Consider the following 18,484-nt stretch of genomic DNA (forward strand, 5'->3'; position numbering starts at 1 on the left):
CCATGCCCTCACTGCTGGTAAACATTTTATAGCATTCGGAGTTTGTCAGGAATTGGTAGGCGGTGAAGCCCCCGCATCCAATCAGTAGCTCTACCTCTATAAAACTATACCAACGCTGCACCTAAATGCATTTCGGGGAGTACGAGCTATTTCCGAGTTTGATTGGCCTTTCACCCCTACCCTCAGGTCATCCCAAGACTTTTCAACGTCAACGGGTTCGGTCCTCCACTTTGGATTAACAAAGCTTCAACCTGCCCAAGGGTAGATCACACGGTTTCGCGTCTACTACTACTAACTTAATCGCCCTATTCAGACTCGCTTTCGCTTCGGATCCGATGCTGAACATCTTAACCTTGCTAGTAAAAGTAACTCGTAGGCTCATTATGCAAAAGGCACGCCGTCACACATAAATGCGCTCCGACCGCTTGTAAGCGTATGGTTTCAGGATCTTTTTCACTCCCTTATTCAGGGTTCTTTTCACCTTTCCCTCACGGTACTGGTTCACTATCGGTCTCTCAGGAGTATTTAGCCTTAACGGATGGTCCCGCTTGATTCATACAGGATTACACGTGTCCCGCACTACTCAGGATACTACTAAATTAATGATCTTTACTTGTACCAGGCTATCACTGTCTATGGCTCCTCTTTCCAAAGGATTCTAATTCATCACATCTCTTATATCGTAGTCCTACAACCCCACAACTGCCGTAACAATTATGGTTTGGGCTAATCCGCGTTCGCTCGCCGCTACTTACGGAATCACTTTTGTTTTCTTCTCCTCCGGGTACTTAGATGTTTCAGTTCTCCGGGTTCGCCTCCATTGCTGGATACTATATCTTCAATATAGTGGGTTGCCCCATTCGGATATCTACGGATCAATCAGTATGTGCCTGTCCCCGTAGCTTTTCGCAGCTTATCACGTCCTTCTTCGCCTCTGAGAGCCTAGGCATTCCCCATACGCCCTTAATTAGCTTATGCGTCTTGCTTTAACTTGCTCTTTTAGTTTTTGTCGATACTAATAAAGTAACTAAATTAGTATCAACCTCTTTTATGTTCATTAATTGTAAACAATTAATGCTCGTATTTTTAAATCAATATGTCAATGAACGTTTTTCTTATCAAAAATATAAAACTAATGAGTATAAAGACTTTTTCATATCATGAATCCTGTGCTTTATAAACTATCAATCCTTATATCTAAAGAATCGTGGAGAATATCGGAGTCGAACCGATGACCTCCTGCGTGCAAGGCAGGCGCTCTAGCCAGCTGAGCTAATCCCCCATTATTTGAAATTCAGAATGTCGAATTTAGAATTACGAATAATGTGACTTAAACTCTATCTTCTAGAATTTCCTTTTCAATATTTTGTATGAACTTATTTTAACCTCTAATCTGTAATCTACAAATCAAAAATCGTAGTCTAAGGCAGACTCCCTTCGATAAACTCAGGATAAACTTCTTGTCTGTCTTTCGACTTCGTAGTCTCAGGCAGACTCGAACTGCCGACCTCTACATTATCAGTGTAGCGCTCTAACCAGCTGAGCTATGAGACTGTTTGTTAGTAGTGAGTAGTTAGTAATGAGTAGTTAGATCAAAATCTAAAACAATCTTACTTAATACTTAATACACAGTGTACTCAATACTAAAAAAATTATTAATTAACAGCATAAAGACTAAAAGCAACCAAGATACATTCCATCGTATCATTTCTGGTTTCCTTATAAAAGGAAATCTCTAGAAAGGAGGTGTTCCAGCCGCACCTTCCGGTACGGCTACCTTGTTACGACTTAGCCCCAGTTACCAGTTTTACCCTAGGCCGCTCCTTACGGTGACGGACTTCAGGTACTCCCAGCTTCCATGGCTTGACGGGCGGTGTGTACAAGGCCCGGGAACGTATTCACCGGATCATGGCTGATATCCGATTACTAGCGATTCCAGCTTCACGGAGTCGAGTTGCAGACTCCGATCCGAACTGTGATAGGCTTTATAGATTCGCTCCTGGTCACCCAGTGGCTGCTCTCTGTACCTACCATTGTAGCACGTGTGTGGCCCAGGACGTAAGGGCCGTGATGATTTGACGTCATCCCCACCTTCCTCGCGGTTTGCACCGGCAGTCTTGCTAGAGTTCCCGACATGACTCGCTGGCAACTAACAACAGGGGTTGCGCTCGTTATAGGACTTAACCTGACACCTCACGGCACGAGCTGACGACAACCATGCAGCACCTTGTAAATTGCCCGAAGGAAAGTCTATCTCTAAACCTGTCAATCTACATTTAAGCCCTGGTAAGGTTCCTCGCGTATCATCGAATTAAACCACATGCTCCACCGCTTGTGCGGGCCCCCGTCAATTCCTTTGAGTTTCATTCTTGCGAACGTACTCCCCAGGTGGGTTACTTATCACTTTCGCTTAGCCACTCAGACCGAAGTCCGAACAGCTAGTAACCATCGTTTACGGCGTGGACTACCAGGGTATCTAATCCTGTTCGCTACCCACGCTTTCGTCCCTTAGCGTCAATTAATTGTTAGTGATCTGCCTTCGCAATCGGTATTCTGTGTAATATCTATGCATTTCACCGCTACACTACACATTCTAACCACTTCACAATAATTCAAGACTTGCAGTATCAATGGCAATTTTCCGGTTGAGCCGAAAACTTTCACCACTGACTTACAAACCCGCCTACGGACCCTTTAAACCCAATGATTCCGGATAACGCTTGGATCCTCCGTATTACCGCGGCTGCTGGCACGGAGTTAGCCGATCCTTATTCGTAGAGTACCGTCAGAATATTACACGTAATATTGTTTCTTCCTCTATAAAAGTAGTTTACAACCCATAGGGCAGTCTTCCTACACGCGGCATGGCTGGATCAGAGTTGCCTCCATTGTCCAATATTCCTCACTGCTGCCTCCCGTAGGAGTCTGGTCCGTGTCTCAGTACCAGTGTGGGGGATCTCCCTCTCAGGACCCCTATCTATCGTAGCCTTGGTATGCCGTTACCATACCAACTAGCTAATAGAACGCATAGTCATCTTATAGCAATAAATCTTTAATCATAAAACAATGCTGCTTTTTGATACTATAAGGTATTAATCCAAATTTCTCTGGGCTATCCCTTACTACAAGGTAGATTCTATACGCGTTACGCACCCGTGCGCCGGTCGTCAGCGAGTGCAAGCACTCCTGTTACCCCTCGACTTGCATGTGTTAAGCCTGCCGCTAGCGTTCATCCTGAGCCAGGATCAAACTCTTCATCGTTTGTCTTTAAATATTATTCAAAACAATACAACGGAATTATAATCGTATCTCAATATGTTTCTAGTCTTTATTCTCTGTATAAACTATCTCTAGTTATATACGCGCTGTCAATCAATATGTCTATGAACTTTCTTAATCAATAAAGCGATCTTCATCGCTATTAATTATAGCTTGTAAATAAGGAATCGAACCCCATAAATGCTAACTAAAACACCCTAAACCATTACTACTATTTTTATGAACTATGCTTTGTTTCTCTAAGCGGGTGCAAATATACAACCCTTTTTATTTCTACAAAGCTTTTTCTGATTTATTTTTTAAAAAAAATTCTAAGAAAAAAACTAAACCAAATCTCAATGAACTAACAAAACTTAATCCCGTTTTGCAGGGCGCAAACATACAACCCTTTTTTATTCTGACAAGACCTTTTTAATAAAGTTTTTAAAACTTTCTCTTAACCCTAAAATCAAAAAAAATAACCCTCAATGAACTAACAAAACAATATCCCGTTTTGCGGGGGCAAATATAAAAACCTTTTCTTTCCTAACAACAACTTTTCTTAACTATTTTGAAACTTTTTTTTAATATCCTGATATTACACCTTTTACATAAACAACAAAATTATAGATGGTACTACAACCCCAGATATAGGTATCTCAATCTAAACATAGAAATGTTTTTTCACTCCAGAGAAGTATACTACTATAGTATCTAATTGTTCATTTTAAATACGAACAAAGGGTTATATCGTCGATATTTTATTTAATAGAATTGCACTTAGGTATAATCCGATTCCGAAAATGGTATGTGTAAGCAAGCTTTTTATCCTACCTATAGTTGGATTTGGTATATCTGATAATGCAACCCCAAACCCAAATGCAGGCTGCATAATAAAAAAAGGAGCGACGATAGTAACAAGACCTATTAAAATGGCTGGTTGAAAAGTTGGGTTAGCTAACCAATCTTTACTACAAACAAATACCAATAAAAAGGCAAATGATATACCTATTATATAATGCGATAACCAACCTATTACTAATTCATTTTTTAACGAGGGAGAATTAAAAATTTTATTATGAAAGAATTTTCCTTTAGGCATATAGCCAACCCAACGGCCAAGAAGACTATAGTCAAGTGATTTTATTTTAAACAGACTTAATATATATGACCAAATATCCATTGTAAATGTAGCGCCAATACCAATAATTATTGTTTTCAATATCCAATTCATTTTAAATCTGCTTTTTGATTCATTTAGACAATTAAGGAGTAGATAATAAATAGGTGTTATTATTTATGTCTACAAAATTAGCACTCACACGAACTACTAGAGCAGGACAAAATTGTAGTTTACTAGGATTTATCTAAAAATTTATGTCTAAACACTTTGGGCGAACACTTCATATGTTTTTTAAAAAACCTGATGAAGTAAGATGTATCATCATATCCTAAATCATAGGCTATACTACTTACTTGATTAGAAGTAGCCAAAAGATATCTTTTGGCTTCCAAAATTATGTGTTCATTAATTAATTCGGAACATGTTTTACCTACTGTAGATTTAGTGATAGCATTAAGTTGATACAAAGAAAGGTTCATCATTTCTGCATATTGAGCGGCGCGTTTACAGGTAATACAATGTGTTTCTAAAAGTTCTAAAAACTCTTGAAGTCGTTCTTGTGAATATGATGTACCACTGTCCTTATGATCTTTTCCGATATTCCGACTAAGTTCTGTAAGTAATATACTTAAGTTAGCGTTAATTACTTCCTGATATCCATCATCTTTATTTGTGAATTCCTGAAAAATAGCATCTAAAATCGATAGTGATTTTTTAAAACTAGTCGTATCAAGTTGATAAAAGTTTAAACTGCTTATTTTTCTTAACAATTCTATCCTTACCCTATCATGGGCAACATAAGAATTGGCATTAAAATTAAGTAAATACCCTGTGCATTCTGCATTTAGTGTAAGTTGATGTACCTGACCCGGGCGAATAAAAAATATCGAATGAGCACAAACGTCGTAAGGAACAAAATCTATTTCATGAAAACCGGTTCCCTGCTCTAGTGCAAGTAAAAAGAAAAAATCATGCCTATGAAGACTCTGGGTCATAGGTTTTCCACCCAACATCTTCTTAACATTTTTAATTGCAAAAATAGATTCATTTGAGTTTGCATTACCTTTTCTTACAGGAATGTCTTGCATTATAAGTCTCGGGGATTTAAGTTTAACTTGTTTTTTATAAGCATTAGATCATATACAAAGGCATTATAACATAAAAGAATACTCCTACTTTTTCATTGGCACTAAGATAATTAAACGGATAAAAATGCAGCTCTGTTTATCTGCTTAGTTTATTCCAAATTTTCTTAAATCTTTCTAAATTATCAGGGCTTAGATCTTCATTTGCCATCAGAATTTGTCCTACGTTTGTTTTGGGATTAAACATCATAAAAGCAGATGCTCCTAAATCTGAACCTGTATGGCCTATTTTCCCAGATTTAAAATAAGCCATAAAAAGCCCGGTATTAGGTTCTCTCGGATTAATATTCTGAACTTCGTTCTTTTCATTAAAATTCTTAGCATATAACTCACTCCACGATTTTTTAGTAAGTAATGTACTATTTCCGTTATATCCTTTTATGAGTTCAATTAAGTAAAGAGACAAGTCTTGTATGTTCGTTTTTAAGCTTCCATCGGGATATGTCACACAAGAATAAGGTTGTATGGCCTGATCATTTTCATCGTATAATATACTATGTTGTGTACTATTTATATTCTTATAAAACCAACCTGTATTATTCATCTTTAATGGTGTGAATATATTTTCTTCAGTAAATTCATTAAAAGGTTTCTTACTAACTTTTTCAATTATATAAGCCGCTAATGTTGCTCCAATATTCGAATATTCATATTGCACTCCTGATTTCTTTTTCGAAAAACTTTTCTTTACACTCTTCCTATTATGACTAAGATGCTCATATAAGTATGCTCTTAAAGATGTTTTTGGAGAAAGCTCATAAGCATATGCTGATTCGTATATTTTTTCATTATCCATAATTCCAGAGGTATGGGTTGCCAGATGTCGTAATGTAATGATGTTTGAATCATTGATATGCGGATTAACAATTTTAAAGTCCAGATATTCATTGATATCTTTATCCAGGTCAATTAGTCCTTTCTCTTTGGCTATCATTAAGGAAACTCCAATAACTGTTTTACTCACCGATCCTATCGGTTGAATTGTATTTTTTGAATAGTTCTTCTTTTTTTCTTTATCGGCTAATCCAAATGTCTCTATTTCTAAGACCTCATCCTCATTAACTACAGCGGTAGCATAACCTGTAAATTTTCCGTCTTGAGATGTACAACTCTGGACACTTAAAAAAGTAATTAAAATAAAAGTAAAATACGATTTCATAATTATTGTTTTTTTTGATTGATATATTCATTTTGAAATTACATACTACTCAAATATTACATATCACCCTATCGAGTAATTATTCTGTTGAGATTTGACACAAATAAATATGAAAACTACGATCCAAACGCTCCAACGCTTCTGTTGGCACCTATTTTTATAATGTTTTTTGGAGTGAGGATTTGAATTGGGATGGAGATAAACCGGTTTCTTTTTTAAATATTCTATTAAAGCTGGTTTTGGATTTAAAACCAGATTCGTATGCAATACCCAGAAGTGTAATATTACCATACTCTGATGATTTCATTTTTTCCTTGACAGAGGCTACGCGATATTTATTCACATAGTCATAAAATGTAGTCTCTAAATATTGATTTAAAAATGTTGAGAGCTTTTTATCAGAAATTGAAATTGCACTTGCCAACCTGCTTAAAGTAAGATCTTCGTCTAAATATTTTTCTCCAACAAACATTACATGCTCTAATGACAATTTCAGGTTATTCAATTCCTCATCGCTCATACCAGACAAGTATTCGTTTTTTTTACCTTCTTTATCTTTTTTCTCTGGTGTATTGATCAAAAAATCAGGGAGTAGGATTTTTGACTGTTTAACTCCATAATACCCTAAATATGCTATTAATATAATTACTGAAACTAATGTCAAATACGTAGTTTCAAAATTTAACTCTTTGACGTTGGTCTCATATAAAGTAAATACCACATCCAGGCATGAAATCACGAGCACACCAATTAGCATTCGTTTCACCCAACCAAAATCATTTTCAGAAATGTTTGAAAAATTAAGTTTCATTGCACTTTTGTAGGTGTTAAATAATTTTAATGAATATAATGTGTAAAAAATAAAATACATCATCAATAAAACGCCAAACAAATCACCATGATCATTGATAGTTTTTAAATAGTTAAAAACAAACTCTTTCTTAATGATTGAGATCAAAAAAGGAATGGATACACATAGCAAGTAGAGCAAAGTGGGAACAAAATGAATATAGTATTTTCTTATTAGTTTTTTCTTTCCTTCAAATAGAGACTTTATATAAACAAATATTAAAGGTCCGGTAAAAAATTCAATAATTTCATTAAACACAAAAGTGGTAAGAAATAAGGGTTTTAGTTTATGAATTTGTGCATAACCGTGAATAATGTAAAATAGGGTTATCGAAAAAAACAAAAGAAGTAATCGCTGCGGTGATTCTTTGGTTTTAGATTTTATCAATAACAAAAGTATAATTGCATTGATGACAATTCCTGTGGTTAAAAAGAAGGTAATTCCTAAATCCATATACTAAAAGTGCTGTATATTGTCTATTATTCGATATCTTTTTCTGTCATATTCATCTCCCATTTCATCTTTTGAATATTCCTTAACAAGCTCTATTAGCCCTTCAGAGCATAATTCTTCTAAATCCCTGTAAGAAATATCATTACATGTAAAAGATTCAGATCTATCATTAATCTCAAGAGACCAGGGGTACCATAGCAATCCATAATACTCCCAATAGTATTCAAATTCAGTACAATTTGCTTTTTTGCATTTTTCCCGAATTTCAGAAATAATACTATTCAGCCTTTCATCCATGATTATAATGTTGTAATCATTTGTTCATATTCCTTTATTTTTGATTGTAGTCGTTTATTTAGATACTCATTTTTATTATTAAGATGAGATGAAATTAATTTAGCTTCTTCACAATATTTAATTATTTTATTTTTAGTCCAATGTTCTGGTGGAATTTGGAGGTTTGTGATTCGGTCTGCTATTTTAACGATTCCAACTTCTTTTTGCAATTTATTTATACGAATCAAGCTATCCATCATTTTTTCTTCTTTGGATAGTAACTTCTCATCTTTTGTTAGCGCCTGTACAGCTATAGCAATAGGCTCATCAAATATCTGTTTGATTTCTTCAAAATCTGTATCTGTATCTTCAATTGTATCATGCAAAATTGCTGTTTGTATGGCAAAATCTATATCAAATGAATGATCAAAATTGTAAGCAAGTAACACTTCCATAGCTACATTTGAAATATGTAAAAGATAGTTAGCGTTTGTTCCGGGAACTTTTTGTTTGCTGTGTTTTTCTCCAGCAAATTTGATTGCTTTTTGATATAATTCTTGTGTCATAGTAATTTTATTATATACAACGGTTGACTATAATTTCATTGCGATAAAAAACCACAATGAATTATAGTTTTTGTTTTGTACTCTTTTTACTCAATCTAAATGATTGTTTTTTAACTCTTCCAGAAACTCTTTTTGTTTTTTCTCTCCTCCATCAATCAATGCTTTCAAATGTTCAGTTAATTTTTTGTCAACAGGTAAATGTTTTGATGCCCAAACACCAATATCCATAATTACTGGAAAAAGGTCAATTCCCATTTGTGTTAAGCTGTAAATATGTTTTTGTTTATGAGAGTCGTCTTTTTTTTTGGTAAGAATTCCTCGTTTTTCCAGCATAGCTAACCTATTACTTAGGATATTTGAGGCAATTTTTTCATCAGATTTGAGCAACTCTCTAAAATGACGTTTGCCAACCATCATTATATCTCTAATAATAATGAGTGTCCATTTATCGCCAATAATTTCTAATGACAAATTAATTGGGCAATAAGATTTAGATTCTTTCATTCTGTATGGCAATTCGCTAACTAGTTGCAAATTACAATTACTTTTTCTACATTGCAACTGGTTTTATTTAGCAACCAGTTAATTATTGTGAATGTTATAATGAATATCAAAGTCTTATGGATTATAAAAGGTCAATTATTATTAAATCTAACGAAAAATCTGCCTTTATGGCTTTAACCAAGGGTATTAGTAAATGGTGGGGAAACACGAGTAATCCTGTTCAAAGCAAGGGCGATATATTTACAGTTTCTTGGGGTGAACCCTGGTATCAATTTAAGGTTATAGAGTTTGATTCGTTTAATTCAATTACCTGGGAATGTATTGATGCTAATCAAATTATTCCGGGTTTAAAAGGCGTAAAAAAAGAATGGGTAGGTACCAAGTTAGAATGGATTATTAGTCCGGTTAATAATGGCAAAGTGGAAGTAAGTTTGATTCATCATGGATTAACCTCTGAAATAACATGCTATGAATTTTGTTCAGCCGCTTGGGATGGTTTTGTTACCAATAGCATGAAAAACTACTTAGAAGGATTGAATAATCAAATTTCAAAATAAAAAGGTTTTACAAGCATATAAACACGCTCAAACTTTTGTTTTAGATTCATTTCCCATATTTTTATAAATCACTAGTCTACTGTTTATTTTCTTTGGTCTTTAAAAATAGCACTAACATTTACCCAATACACTTCTCCTTTGGTTACTCCTTTCCATCCACTTTTAGGAGGATTACTATACCTTTTTGAAAAGAAAAAATACTTGCCATCTGGTGACATATATGGGCAGAAATAAATCCAATCTTTCTTTAGCGGTTCACCAATATCAAAATGAACCGGAGCTTGCCATTTGTTATTTTCTTTAAATGATATTGCAAAACCTTTCTCATCTGTATATGTGTTTCCGGTAATCAAATAACTTTCATCAGGAGAAACATAGGTACTACGTTCACCTTTCTTTGAATTTACTTCAGAACCAATATTCATTGGGGTATCGAATTTTCCTTCTCCTAGATATTGCGCTCTATAAATATCTCCTTTACCAAGGCCGCCAGGACGATTTGATGTGAAATATATACTTCCATCTGCAACAACTACCGGGTAGGATTCTACATACTTTTCTGTTGATATGGGGTATCCAACCTTTGAAGCAATTTGCCATTTACCATCGATTTTTTGACTTCTATATATGTCTGGTTTACTTTTTTTCAAACGATCTTCAGGGTTAATCCCAAGAAAATACATGGTATTGCCATCTTGTGTAATTGATGGGTCAATAGCAACCGATTCACTTTTTTGGTCGGTATACATTTGTATTGGTTGCGGCGCAGTCCACTTACCATTAATTAAATTAGAGTGATGTATAATAAAGTTACCATCAATAATTCTGGTAAAAAACATTTCGGTAAACGAAGCATTAAATACTGTATTAATTTCTATAGCATCTGTATTTACAAAAGATGGAGCAAATAGTTCAGGTACTATCCCTGGTAATTTTTCATCTATATAGGAATTATTTAAGCTAATTGGCTTACAACTTTGCAAGATAAAAACGAATCCAATCATTGATAAGAAATAATACCTCCTGTTCATATTTTCTGATTTAAATAATTGCTAACAGTTTATGCATGAAACGTTGCGCTCAGAAAGATACTACATTTATGGATTAGCATAGAATAGAGTTTTTATATTTTGTTTTAACTTCTCATTTTTGAAAGGCCATACTTCGACAAGCTCAATACAAGCTTTAAAAATTTGGCAACCTCGTACACATGCCCAAATCTTTATTTTAGAGTCATTTTTCTTTGTTTTTTATCAATTACTGAAACTGGCATAACTTGATTCTTAATTATGTTTTTTTAACTTTTTGCTTTCTAAGTGCTATCATAACCAAGATAAATAAGAGTAAACAAAAAGCAATGAAAGTATCTCCAATTATAGAATATATAGTGTTAGTTCTTTTTGTTGGATCTATTACTACTATTCCTAAACCTAAAAATATATTTTGCTCAGAAGCTATTCGATTTGCTTTATTATATAATTTATTTTCGTCTTCTTTTAATATTGAATAATACGATTACCATCTCACTATTTATGCTGATTGATAAAATCAATTACTTTTTCAGCAAAAAGATCAGGTTCAGTATCCATGGGGCTGTGTGCTGATTTTTCAAAAATGAAAAGTTCTTTATCACTAGACCCCAAATTGTCATAAGCTTCTTGGGCATATATAGTAGGAACACCAATATCATATTTTCCCCAAAGTACTAGAGAGGGTATTGTAATTTCAGATAATCTATCGGTAAACGATACCTTCTCAAAAAGCCCCTTTTTAACTAAAATAGACTGTATTTTGTTGCCATTCCAAATGGTTATCAATGAATTATATTGGAAGCTATTAAGACCATCAGATTTTGGTTTGTTAATTACCCCGTCATCTGCAAGCTTTTCTTCGGCATTATATGCTTCTCCATTCAATTTATAAAAATCCTCCTTACTGTAATCTGTACCCACGTTTTTTATTAAATCAAGTACACTTTTCCAATATTCAACATTATTTTGTAGCGCGATTTGCTCATCTGCTATTTTCTTAAAAGTAGTTTTATATTCATTATACATTCCTTTTGGATTATGGGCACCATCAACATCAATCCACCCTAAAAAATCTTCTTGATTTTTTAACAAGGTAGCAGGCCCTAATGTGCCTCCCCAACTATGCCCCATTAAAAAGAATTTAGAATCATCACCATACTTAGCTTTTAAAACCTTTACTAAAGCCAAAACATCTTCTGCCATTAGATCAATACTCACATCTTCTTCAGAATAACTGCCTTGTGAGTTGCCAGAGCCACGTTGATCAAAATAAACAACGGCATTATTTCTTTCTATTTTGCTTTTAATGGTGTTTTTTCTTTCCCCCCATCCAGTTCCCCCGGGACCTCCATGCAGTATGATTAGGAATACTTTTTCAGAAGCATTACCATGAATGTATGCCGGCATATCGGCTTGCTTATGCCGTACAAAAATGGTTTCATTTAGGTCATAAATATTATCATCATCTTTTGAACAAGAGAAAACGCTTAAAATTATTACTATTAGGACTACTATTTTTACTTTACTAAGAATCATTTTTTGCATTATTTTTTTCTTTTAAAATTAAACCGATGACCGTATTGTAATGAGAAAACAGGTAATGTACCTGTATTATAATTTGTTCGCAGGGTACATTGAAGGTTTAAATACCAACCTGAACGTTTTTTCCCTTTACGAAGTTTTCCTATTCCAATAGCAATAGAAGGGGCATAATAGCCTCTCCCAGGAAGGGAAACTTTAGAAACATGATCTCCTTTTACCTCATACGTTTCTGGTAAAAATGAACGATAATACCCAAGCGGATTTAACTCCACGTTGTATTGCTTGCCTTTGGGATTTGTTCTTCGCCAAATAAGGCCATAATAAGTAGATAGTCCATTATCTGTTTGTGTTGAGAAGTTTGTGGAGTAACCAAGGCTTCCGTTGAACAAAAATTGGTGAGTGATGATCTTTTGTCCCTTCTTTCGCTCTTTGATCTTAACATATTTTTTCCATGCATATTCTGCGCCAATATTAAGTCCGTTATCCCATACTATATTTCCATAATACCCTATTTTAAATTCGGTTCTATCTAAAAAAGAGGCACTACTGGTTTGACTTTGAGCTTGAAGATTTACAGCAGCCATAAGTAGAAAAATAATACTACGTATTTTCATGTCTTTGTTTTTATTTACAACCAAATAAAGTGGTTAATGATGAGTTTTTTGCAGCACATTTTTCTGTAGCCTTAGCTTGCATAGCCGTAACACATAAAAAAATAATCGCAATAATTAGATCTTGTTTTAAATTCATTTTAATGTTTAATTTATTTTGATGGCAAACGTATATGTATTAAGCATATTTAAGGTTTCAATACCTTAAAATTGGACAAATCCGGACTTATCTATATATTTTTCTGAAGATTAGTAGAGCTCTATCGATGTATGTAAGTAACCAGTATATATTACTCAACAGATATATTTTCTAATAAAGAAGAACCTAATTCGGTTATTTTATTTGAGTATGTACCAAGACCTGTAATATTGGATAATACGATAATCGCCTTTTTATTATCCTTGTCCAGTCCCAAATAGGAACTATAACCACCTGTTCCTCCATTATGGTTTAATATTCTATACCCCTCGCTTTCTAGAATATGCCATCCTAGCCCAACTGCAGAACCTTGCTCAATTTCAAATGTTGTTTCTTGCGGTAAATTATAAATCAAATCATCTTCAAAATTCTTACGCACAAATTTTTCTAAATCAATTACTGAAGATTTTATTGATCCAATCCCTGTCATTACTTCTAAAAAATTCCAATTTGGTGCCAGGTTATCTTTTTCATCTCGTCCAGCTACTAATTTTGTTGCATCAACATTTGCTAATAGTGTTGTAGAATTACTCATTTGTAGGGGCCCAAAAACTAGGCTTTGTAATAGTCCCTCATAGGATATACCCATTTTCTTAGACAAAATATAACCTAACATTCCCGTTCCTATATTCGAATACTCATATTGTGTACCACTAACCGAGTTTAAAGAGATGTGATTTTGCAGATAACTTTCTAAGTGATTTATGTCATAAGTTGCATATGGATCATTGGGATCAATATCTTCAACTTCATCAATATTTGTAGGTAAACTAGGTAATCCAGAGGTGTGATTAGCCAACTGTAATAAACTAATATCGGCACCGCCGTGTAATGAAAAATCAAATTGATGCTGTAATGTTTCTGTTAGTGTTGCATTATTTGTAGTAATTAATTTAGATAAGCATATACTTGTAAAAACTTTTGTTATTGATCCGATTTCAAATATTTTGTCTGCATTATTGGTTCCTCTTAGTACGTTATTACTATTATAAACACCAATGTATTTTGTAGATTCATTATCTATAACCGCTATGGCGATTTGAACATTTTTTGGTAAGTCTGAAACGTTATCTTCAATGGTTTTAACGAATTCTTGATTCTCTATATCATCTTTGAGTGTTTTTGGGGTATCGATTGAATCGTCATCATTACTACAACTTGATAAAATTATACTGCAAATTGATGCAATAATAGTCATTGTTTTAATTTTCATATCTTTTGATTTAAAGAAACGTATTTGTAATTATTTCTCTGCAAACCTATATGAAGTATGACTTTTTAGGGTTTCAATACCTTAAAATTGAATAAATCCGCACTTATTTATATTTTTTTCGATAAGCATTTGGTGTAGTACCCGTTATTTTTTTGAAAGCATTATGAAAAGTTGACTTTGAAGAAAAACCACATTCTAATCCAATAGCCAAAAGGTTATAATTATCAAACTCAGAATCTAAAATTAGGTTCTTGATTGCTTCAACTCGATGACGGTTGATATAGGTTGAAAAATTATCTCCTGTAATTGTATTTACAAGCTGAGAAACATAGCCAGGACTTATACCTAATTGTTCAGCCACTTTATCTCTGTCTAATGTACTATCCCTATAAATTTGGTCATTAATACAAAGACCTTCAAGTTTTTTGAAATAAGAACTTTCTTTAGTAAAAGATTCTATTTTTTTTGTGTCAGATGTTTTGGGTAGTGTAACATCAATGACAGCTTGTATCGTGCTATCATTTTTTTGTTTAGTTATTAATGCCCTAATTTCTTCCTGATCTTTGGCTAGTCTAAATTTAAAAATACCAAAGTAACTTGTCCAGTGTATTAAAAATGTAGCAAACACGGTAAGAATCTTCATAACAGGAGTAGAATCATAACCTAAAAATGCATCAGAAAGTATAGCAAAAATCCAAGAACTAAATAATACAGAAGCTAAAAACCATAGATTGGTAAGCCATCTTTTTTCTTTGGTGTTATTCGAAAACTTAATAAAAGTATAAGTGTAGATTAAAATACCAGGAATAAATAAAAGGATTATCATGAGTTCAATGATATCCATTAAAAGTTGATACTCAAATGGAATTCGAAGTGAATTGGCAATTACATCTACATCAAGAATACTAGAAATCAGGGAGTATAGATAAGGTGTGAATAACCATATTCTTTTTCTAGAATTTTTAACCGGGTGGTCAATTTGATGAACAACATATAAAAAAATAAAAAAAGGAAAAAGAATGCCTGAATCTATAATATCAATAAAGCGCAGAAACGGTATAGTATTATATATCCCAGTATCATCAAGAACAGAATTGAGTAGAGAAATTGAAAGTGAAAAAATGGCGTAAGCCAAGTACTTATTTGCTTTACTTTTGAATAGGGGAGATTTTAAAATAATTATCCCTAAAACTATTCCTTGGAATATTGCAATATTAAGAAGGGTTATTAATATCAATTGTAAATTTCATTTTAAGATTCAAGAGTTCGTTTAATGTTTTACAATGCCAGACTAATAGCCATTGTTGTAGTGCATTTTTATTCGGTTTTCTATTTCGGTCCAATGATCTTTTCTCATAGAATATAAAAATCGATTGTACAATTTTGTTTTCCATCTGAAAAGACTATTCTTTCTTTTTAAATATGCTTTTGTACAAGATTCATTTAGCCATTTTTCGTCAAAACCATTCCATTCTCCGGCAATACTCATTAAATTTCCTTTTAATACAGGAAAAACTTCATACAAGTCAATTTCTTTTAATTCCGAAATATGTAAATCAGAATTTAAAAAAATAGTAGTTATCGATTCGTAATTCTCGTCTTGTAATTCCGTATCTAAATAAAATTCAGAAATCGAATTCCATATTGGGATTCTTTTCTCAAGTTCAAGTTCTATATCAATTGAGTTATCTCTTTCCCAAGGATTAATGAATTTTTCAAATTCAACCCATTCTTCTTTTATTTGATTTATCAATTCTATTCCAGCAAAAGCAATAGTTCGTTCGTGAGTGTAATAAATCACAAAGCTCACATTTTCATCAACGTAAAAAGTATCATCTCCAGAAAAATCAACTATGTTCAGTTTATCAATAACTTTAGTTTCTTTAGGATAAGTGAATTCATAAATCCTTCCGGTTTTCAGGTTGTTATAAATTCTATTTAATTTGTCAAAACCAAATTTTTCATTGAATTCAAAGCTATCAAAATAGCAAGTGTTTTCTTCAGTTACTCCGGAAAGAGGAATCCAAAAATCGAATGGATTTATTTTCCATTTTGTTTTTAATTCTTTTATAATTTCTTTCTCGGTTTTCATTTTTCTCAAATGCACTATTACAATAATATATATGTACTGGTAGGCATATACTCATTATGTATTTTTGCACACATTTTAATAAACGTTTCTAAAAATACCAAAACGATCTCACAAAATCAGATTTCGTGGCCCCGTTTTTTGACAGTTTTAATTAAACCCAGGTCATGCAATCTAGTATACTATAGTATCCCACTGTTTTTGATCAGTTTCCAATCACTAATAATATCCCGATTATTAAAAGAACTACCCATCCCGGGTGTTTTCCTTTAGTTCCTACTAAAACCAAAAGAGATGACAAAAACATTGTATATATGATTGGCTGAATTATAAAACCAATACTAGTTGAATCTAGCTCATTTTGTTCTGCTGAAATTTTGATCAATATCGCTCCGATACCCCAACCAAAAACTGAAGCTAAATGCCAGGTTGCCCATAATATCCTTAAGTGCCTTTCTTTTAATGCTTCGCTTTTTTTTGACGGAACCAAGCTTCCTTTATTCCTTTTGCTATTAAAAATCAAATATTCTCCAAGAATTGAGTGAACAATTCCTAAGAGAAAACACAGAATTCCTGCTATACATACATACACATTCATAGATCAATTTTTATCGTATTCTTTTCGGTCTCTTTTGTTTAGTATTGTGTGTTCGTACTCTATTTTCCTATCAAAATATGGTATTCTTTTGGTATTTCAATTCCCTTATATCCATTTGTTAATCCATAAAATAGTACCAGTGTTAATATAACACCAAGTACAAGTATTAAAACAGATTGTTTTTTAGGTGTAATCCCCAATACGTTATTTTTCATTTTGGCATAATGAATGGCCGAAATATGACCAAAAAATGAAAATATAGCAAACCCATAATAGGGGATGAAAAATAAATTTATCGGAAAAGTATTCAATCCCGCTATTCCAAAGTAGATATTGGTATCTAAATCTAAAAATAATCTCCCTGAGAATACTGCTCCAAGATGAAACAGAAAGAAAACGGCTAGATATAATCCGCTCCATACTTGTAGTTTTTCAAAAAAACCAGTGGTGTTTTTTCTTCTCTTCAAAAATAGTTGTATCCCAGAAAAAATTTGAACACATACCGCGATCAACAAAAAAGTTTCGGCAAATACATTTCTATAAACCAAACGAAATTTATCCATTAATTGGATGTGCTCCTCTACTCCAAAAAGACTATAACCATGGTTAAACAAATGAAAACTTATAAAAATTGTAATTGTTATCCCTGAGATATAATGAATTCGTCTCATTGTTTTTTCACAAAGGTGAATCTAAATTATATCGTATCATTTGATTTATATCAAATTCGCTTTTTTAGGTTTTCTTATTCTGCTTAATGTTTCTAGTGTAATTCCAATATATGAGGCGATATGTGTTAAAGGTATTCTTTGGGTGACATTTGGATAAATAGACAATATATTTTCATATTTCTGTTCTGCCGATTGAAATTGGATTGATACAATTCGTTCTTGTTGCTGTAGCATGGTTTTTGTGACCACAATTCTATTTAGACGTTCAAAATCAGAATATTTATCTGATAGTTTTTCTACATTTTCTCTTGATATTTCTAATAGTAAAGAATCTTCTAGTACTTCGATAAAATGAGGACTTGGAATATTAAGGAAGAAGCTATTTATTGAACATATAAAATCATTTTCAAAAGCAAACCAGTCAGAAATATCTCTACCGTCCTTTAGATAGTATGCTCTTGCACATCCCTTTATTATAAAGAATGTTTTATCAGAGAATTGCCCTTCCTTAACAAGAATTGTATTCTTTTCTGGGGTTACTATTCTGGAGTTATTTGATAATTCTGATTTACAATCAGAGGTTAAAAGAGAATATTCCTCACTAATTAAGTCAATTATTTCCTCTTTATTCATAAACGT

General features: G+C 33.1%; 18 protein-coding genes, 2 tRNA genes and 2 rRNA genes (1 of these 22 only partly in view). 2 read left to right on the forward strand and 20 right to left on the reverse strand.

The genetic code is table 11. From position 1 onward, the window contains the following. The 11 genes from AAFU52_RS03110 to AAFU52_RS03160 all read right to left on the reverse strand — a co-directional run. Nucleotides 1-978, reverse strand: a 23S ribosomal RNA gene (locus tag AAFU52_RS03110) (it extends 1,842 nt beyond the left edge of the window). A gap of 230 nt (nucleotides 979-1,208) precedes the next feature. Continuing rightward, nucleotides 1,209-1,282, reverse strand: a tRNA-Ala gene (locus tag AAFU52_RS03115). A 198-nt stretch (nucleotides 1,283-1,480) separates the two neighbouring features. Continuing rightward, nucleotides 1,481-1,554 (reverse strand) — tRNA-Ile (locus AAFU52_RS03120). A gap of 185 nt (nucleotides 1,555-1,739) precedes the next feature. Then, a 16S ribosomal RNA gene (locus AAFU52_RS03125) occupies nucleotides 1,740-3,261 on the reverse strand. Together the 16S and 23S rRNA genes with 2 tRNA genes alongside form the textbook arrangement of a ribosomal RNA operon. Nucleotides 3,262-4,003: 742 nt before the next feature. Then, complete coding sequence (locus AAFU52_RS03130; RefSeq protein WP_438425357.1) at nucleotides 4,004-4,492, reverse strand: DUF2938 domain-containing protein; 489 nt, start codon at nucleotides 4,490-4,492, stop codon at nucleotides 4,004-4,006. Nucleotides 4,493-4,614: 122 nt separating this feature from the next. After that, nucleotides 4,615-5,469, reverse strand: a complete 855-nt coding sequence (locus AAFU52_RS03135) for a helix-turn-helix domain-containing protein (protein WP_438425360.1) — start codon at nucleotides 5,467-5,469, stop codon at nucleotides 4,615-4,617. Between the two features lie 136 nt (nucleotides 5,470-5,605). Next, entirely contained in the window at nucleotides 5,606-6,685 is a 1,080-nt protein-coding gene (locus AAFU52_RS03140) for a serine hydrolase domain-containing protein (RefSeq protein ID WP_024771914.1), read from the reverse strand. A 157-nt stretch (nucleotides 6,686-6,842) separates the two neighbouring features. Next, nucleotides 6,843-7,988, reverse strand: a complete 1,146-nt coding sequence (locus tag AAFU52_RS03145; RefSeq protein ID WP_024771913.1) for a helix-turn-helix domain-containing protein — start codon at nucleotides 7,986-7,988, stop codon at nucleotides 6,843-6,845. A 3-nt stretch (nucleotides 7,989-7,991) separates the two neighbouring features. Further along, nucleotides 7,992-8,285 carry a hypothetical protein gene (locus tag AAFU52_RS03150; RefSeq protein ID WP_024771912.1) on the reverse strand — a complete coding sequence of 98 codons (294 nt, stop codon included), beginning with the start codon at nucleotides 8,283-8,285 and terminating at the stop codon, nucleotides 7,992-7,994. A gap of 2 nt (nucleotides 8,286-8,287) precedes the next feature. Next, the gene (locus tag AAFU52_RS03155; RefSeq protein ID WP_438425363.1) at nucleotides 8,288-8,830 is read right to left on the reverse strand and encodes an HD domain-containing protein; all 543 of its coding nucleotides are present in this window, start codon (nucleotides 8,828-8,830) and stop codon (nucleotides 8,288-8,290) included. 90 nt (nucleotides 8,831-8,920) lie between these two features. Then, the gene (locus AAFU52_RS03160; RefSeq protein WP_024771910.1) at nucleotides 8,921-9,334 is read right to left on the reverse strand and encodes a winged helix-turn-helix transcriptional regulator; all 414 of its coding nucleotides are present in this window, start codon (nucleotides 9,332-9,334) and stop codon (nucleotides 8,921-8,923) included. A 167-nt stretch (nucleotides 9,335-9,501) separates the two neighbouring features. Here AAFU52_RS03160 and AAFU52_RS03165 point away from each other — a divergent pair, with 167 nt between their 5' ends. Beyond that, entirely contained in the window at nucleotides 9,502-9,891 is a 390-nt protein-coding gene (locus tag AAFU52_RS03165; RefSeq protein ID WP_438425365.1) for a hypothetical protein, read from the forward strand. Nucleotides 9,892-9,974: 83 nt separating this feature from the next. Here AAFU52_RS03165 and AAFU52_RS03170 read toward each other — a convergent pair whose 3' ends face one another. Continuing rightward, nucleotides 9,975-10,922, reverse strand: coding sequence for a PD40 domain-containing protein (locus tag AAFU52_RS03170; protein WP_024771908.1), 948 nt, complete (start codon nucleotides 10,920-10,922; stop codon nucleotides 9,975-9,977). Between the two features lie 326 nt (nucleotides 10,923-11,248). Here AAFU52_RS03170 and AAFU52_RS03175 point away from each other — a divergent pair, with 326 nt between their 5' ends. Beyond that, the gene (locus tag AAFU52_RS03175; RefSeq protein ID WP_161635318.1) at nucleotides 11,249-11,401 is read left to right on the forward strand and encodes a hypothetical protein; all 153 of its coding nucleotides are present in this window, start codon (nucleotides 11,249-11,251) and stop codon (nucleotides 11,399-11,401) included. 16 nt (nucleotides 11,402-11,417) lie between these two features. On the opposite strand, the gene AAFU52_RS03180 is transcribed toward AAFU52_RS03175, so the two are convergent. The 8 genes from AAFU52_RS03180 to AAFU52_RS03215 form a co-directional block, all read right to left on the reverse strand. Beyond that, entirely contained in the window at nucleotides 11,418-12,467 is a 1,050-nt protein-coding gene (locus AAFU52_RS03180) for an alpha/beta fold hydrolase (RefSeq protein WP_024771906.1), read from the reverse strand. Then, nucleotides 12,467-13,078 (reverse strand): hypothetical protein, encoded by a 612-nt coding sequence (locus AAFU52_RS03185; RefSeq protein WP_024771905.1) that lies wholly within the window; start codon nucleotides 13,076-13,078, stop codon nucleotides 12,467-12,469. The genes AAFU52_RS03180 and AAFU52_RS03185 overlap by 1 nt, the downstream gene beginning before the upstream one ends. 287 nt (nucleotides 13,079-13,365) lie before the next feature. Then, on the reverse strand, nucleotides 13,366-14,487 hold the full coding sequence (locus AAFU52_RS03190) for a serine hydrolase domain-containing protein (RefSeq protein ID WP_438425367.1): 1,122 nt from the start codon (nucleotides 14,485-14,487) through the stop codon (nucleotides 13,366-13,368). A 103-nt stretch (nucleotides 14,488-14,590) separates the two neighbouring features. Next, the gene (locus AAFU52_RS03195) at nucleotides 14,591-15,622 is read right to left on the reverse strand and encodes a helix-turn-helix domain-containing protein (protein ID WP_438425369.1); all 1,032 of its coding nucleotides are present in this window, start codon (nucleotides 15,620-15,622) and stop codon (nucleotides 14,591-14,593) included. Nucleotides 15,623-15,778: 156 nt separating this feature from the next. After that, complete coding sequence (locus AAFU52_RS03200) at nucleotides 15,779-16,579, reverse strand: DUF7079 family protein (protein WP_024771902.1); 801 nt, start codon at nucleotides 16,577-16,579, stop codon at nucleotides 15,779-15,781. A gap of 202 nt (nucleotides 16,580-16,781) precedes the next feature. Then, nucleotides 16,782-17,174, reverse strand: a complete 393-nt coding sequence (locus AAFU52_RS03205; protein WP_035092867.1) for a hypothetical protein — start codon at nucleotides 17,172-17,174, stop codon at nucleotides 16,782-16,784. A gap of 59 nt (nucleotides 17,175-17,233) precedes the next feature. Beyond that, a complete protein-coding gene (locus AAFU52_RS03210; protein WP_438425372.1) occupies nucleotides 17,234-17,845 on the reverse strand; it encodes a hypothetical protein in 612 nt (203 codons plus the stop codon). 45 nt (nucleotides 17,846-17,890) lie between these two features. Further along, entirely contained in the window at nucleotides 17,891-18,478 is a 588-nt protein-coding gene (locus tag AAFU52_RS03215) for a Crp/Fnr family transcriptional regulator (protein WP_024771900.1), read from the reverse strand. Nucleotides 18,479-18,484 lie beyond the last annotated feature (6 nt).

Origin of the sequence: Aquimarina macrocephali, from assembly GCF_051627225.1 — a bacterium.
Classification (GTDB): domain Bacteria; phylum Bacteroidota; class Bacteroidia; order Flavobacteriales; family Flavobacteriaceae; genus Aquimarina; species Aquimarina macrocephali.

What these genes read in the sequence shown, in the direction of transcription:
- AAFU52_RS03215 (WP_024771900.1), bottom strand. Translation starts at nt 18,478, where the DNA reads ATGAATAAAGAGGAAATAATTGACTTAATTAGTGAGGAATATTCTCTT.
- AAFU52_RS03140 (WP_024771914.1), bottom strand. Translation starts at nt 6,685, where the DNA reads ATGAAATCGTATTTTACTTTTATTTTAATTACTTTTTTAAGTGTCCAG.
- AAFU52_RS03205 (WP_035092867.1), bottom strand. Translation starts at nt 17,174, where the DNA reads ATGAATGTGTATGTATGTATAGCAGGAATTCTGTGTTTTCTCTTAGGA.
- AAFU52_RS03190 (WP_438425367.1), bottom strand. Translation starts at nt 14,487, where the DNA reads ATGAAAATTAAAACAATGACTATTATTGCATCAATTTGCAGTATAATT.
- AAFU52_RS03200 (WP_024771902.1), bottom strand. Translation starts at nt 16,579, where the DNA reads ATGAAAACCGAGAAAGAAATTATAAAAGAATTAAAAACAAAATGGAAA.
- AAFU52_RS03150 (WP_024771912.1), bottom strand. Translation starts at nt 8,285, where the DNA reads ATGGATGAAAGGCTGAATAGTATTATTTCTGAAATTCGGGAAAAATGC.
- AAFU52_RS03135 (WP_438425360.1), bottom strand. Translation starts at nt 5,469, where the DNA reads ATGCAAGACATTCCTGTAAGAAAAGGTAATGCAAACTCAAATGAATCT.
- AAFU52_RS03180 (WP_024771906.1), bottom strand. Translation starts at nt 12,467, where the DNA reads ATGCAAAAAATGATTCTTAGTAAAGTAAAAATAGTAGTCCTAATAGTA.
- AAFU52_RS03210 (WP_438425372.1), bottom strand. Translation starts at nt 17,845, where the DNA reads ATGAGACGAATTCATTATATCTCAGGGATAACAATTACAATTTTTATA.
- AAFU52_RS03165 (WP_438425365.1), top strand. Translation starts at nt 9,502, where the DNA reads ATGGCTTTAACCAAGGGTATTAGTAAATGGTGGGGAAACACGAGTAAT.
- AAFU52_RS03145 (WP_024771913.1), bottom strand. Translation starts at nt 7,988, where the DNA reads ATGGATTTAGGAATTACCTTCTTTTTAACCACAGGAATTGTCATCAAT.
- AAFU52_RS03175 (WP_161635318.1), top strand. Translation starts at nt 11,249, where the DNA reads ATGAAAGTATCTCCAATTATAGAATATATAGTGTTAGTTCTTTTTGTT.
- AAFU52_RS03130 (WP_438425357.1), bottom strand. Translation starts at nt 4,492, where the DNA reads ATGAATTGGATATTGAAAACAATAATTATTGGTATTGGCGCTACATTT.
- AAFU52_RS03155 (WP_438425363.1), bottom strand. Translation starts at nt 8,830, where the DNA reads ATGACACAAGAATTATATCAAAAAGCAATCAAATTTGCTGGAGAAAAA.
- AAFU52_RS03185 (WP_024771905.1), bottom strand. Translation starts at nt 13,078, where the DNA reads ATGAAAATACGTAGTATTATTTTTCTACTTATGGCTGCTGTAAATCTT.
- AAFU52_RS03170 (WP_024771908.1), bottom strand. Translation starts at nt 10,922, where the DNA reads ATGAACAGGAGGTATTATTTCTTATCAATGATTGGATTCGTTTTTATC.
- AAFU52_RS03160 (WP_024771910.1), bottom strand. Translation starts at nt 9,334, where the DNA reads ATGAAAGAATCTAAATCTTATTGCCCAATTAATTTGTCATTAGAAATT.